We start from the raw sequence: 1,654 nt of genomic DNA, 5'->3' as shown, positions 1-1,654 counted from the left end.
CGCCACCCACTGCGGGTGTGGCGTGCGCGCCGTCGTTTCCGTTTCCGTATCCGCGCCCCGCTCAGCAGGTCGAGTGGAAGAGTCCGCCGACCCGCTCGTCGAGGGCCAGCCGGTTGTAGATCTCCACGGCCTCGGGAGTCTGCGCCACGTGCACCTCGACCCCGGCCGCCCGGAGTACCTCCAGCGTCTGCGGTACCACCCCGAGGCGACCGTCCATGCCCTGGCCGAGCACCACCGCCGACACCCCGAGGTCGAGGAGCTCGCGCACCTCCTGCGGCTGGATGCCGGGATCGTGCCGCGTACCGTGCTCGGACCAGTCCCAGGCGCGGCCACCGCCCGGACAGAGCCTCAAGTCCTTGCCGGGGGCCAGCCCTTCGGCCTCCATCCGGCCCCACGAGAGGTGTGTGATACGCGGGGACCGGTCAGCGGCCGGGGCGGGCCGCGCGGGAGTCCAGAGCATCAAGTTGCTCAGGAGCTCGGCCTGTTCGATCGCGTCGTCCAGGGCGTGGTGGGTGTGGCGGCGCCGCGACAGCAGTTCGCGCGGCATCCGTCCCTTGACGGCGGCCCGCAGCGGCACCCGCGCCTTCGTGGCGTACAGGGTCTTCATGTCCAGGCAGCCGGAGTGACCGAAGGGGCTGTCCCCGCCGAACCGGATCAGGTACCAGTACAGGAAGGTCCAGTCGAAGGAGGCGGGGTAGCCGCACATGACCGGCTGCGCCCCCGCGGACACCTCCCGGACCCAGGCGCGGAACTCGGCCATGGCCACCGCCGGATCGGCGCCCTCCCGCACCAGGCGGTCGCGGTCCAGCCCGCTCACGGCCAGCGCCTCGGGCGCGAACTCCTCGCTGATGGGCCGCAACTCCCGGTAGAAGGTGAGCTTTTCGGGATCGGCGGCCGTATACGAGGCGCCGTCCTGGCGGCCCGCGACCGAGGCCCCGAAGCTGATCATCGAATACGGCCCGGGGATGGGTCCGTCGGCCTCGATGTCGACGGAGATGTAGAGACCGGGACGTGCGCTACGGGCTGCCATGCGCCCGAGCATGCCAGCCGGCCACCCGCCGGTCACCCCGTTTTGCGCGGCGCCGGGGTGCGGAATCGCCGCCCGGCCGTCCCGGAGGGACGATGGGAATCGGGGTGTCCCGAACCGAAGGAACAGCCATGTTCGAAAACAGCAGGGCATTCAGCGGATTCGCGGTCGACGACCTGGACAAGGCCGAGGAGTTCTACGGCACGACCCTCGGCCTGAACGTCTCCCGGGACGAGGGGATGGGCCTGCTCCGCCTGGACCTCGCGGGCGACACCATGATCATGGTCTATCCGAAGGAGGACCACCGCCCCGCGACCTACACGATCTTGAACTTCCCCGTGGACGACGTCGAACGGGCCGTCGACGACCTCACCGCGCGCGGTGTCGCGTTCGAGCGCTACGAGGGCTTCGAGGCGGACGCCAAGGGCATCGTGCACGGCGAGGACGGCACGCCCACCATCGCCTGGTTCAAGGACCCGGCGGGCAACATCCTGTCCGTCCTGACGAGCGCCGAAGGCCCCTGAGGGCTTTCCCGGCAGGCGGCGATCGGTCGGATCAGGGAGCGGTGCCGGGCGCCGCGGGCCGGCCCGATCGGCATGGCACCCCCTGGGCTGCACCGGGCGCCGC

The 1,654-nt window shown here is 71.2% G+C and carries 2 protein-coding genes; one reads left to right on the top strand and one right to left on the bottom strand.

Features of this window, described 5'->3' with window-relative positions:
* Positions 1-61: 61 nt before the first annotated feature.
* Entirely contained in the window at positions 62-1,030 is a 969-nt protein-coding gene (locus ACWGIU_RS37375) for an MTH938/NDUFAF3 family protein (RefSeq protein ID WP_453712512.1), read from the bottom strand.
* 128 nt (positions 1,031-1,158) lie between these two features.
* Here ACWGIU_RS37375 and ACWGIU_RS37370 point away from each other — a divergent pair, with 128 nt between their 5' ends.
* Positions 1,159-1,551: a VOC family protein gene (locus tag ACWGIU_RS37370; protein ID WP_453712511.1), complete on the top strand. Its 393-nt coding sequence runs from the start codon at positions 1,159-1,161 to the stop codon at positions 1,549-1,551.
* The last annotated feature ends 103 nt before the right edge of the window (positions 1,552-1,654 follow it).

It is taken from the genome of Streptomyces sp. NPDC054840, assembly GCF_053611065.1.
The sequence above is the reverse complement of the archived record's forward strand: the minus strand, read 5'-3'. Positions and strand labels throughout refer to the sequence as shown.

Coding starts and splice junctions, on each gene's coding strand:
- ACWGIU_RS37375 (WP_453712512.1), bottom strand. CDS start 1,030: ATGGCAGCCCGTAGCGCACGTCCCGGTCTCTACATCTCCGTCGACATC.
- ACWGIU_RS37370 (WP_453712511.1), top strand. CDS start 1,159: ATGTTCGAAAACAGCAGGGCATTCAGCGGATTCGCGGTCGACGACCTG.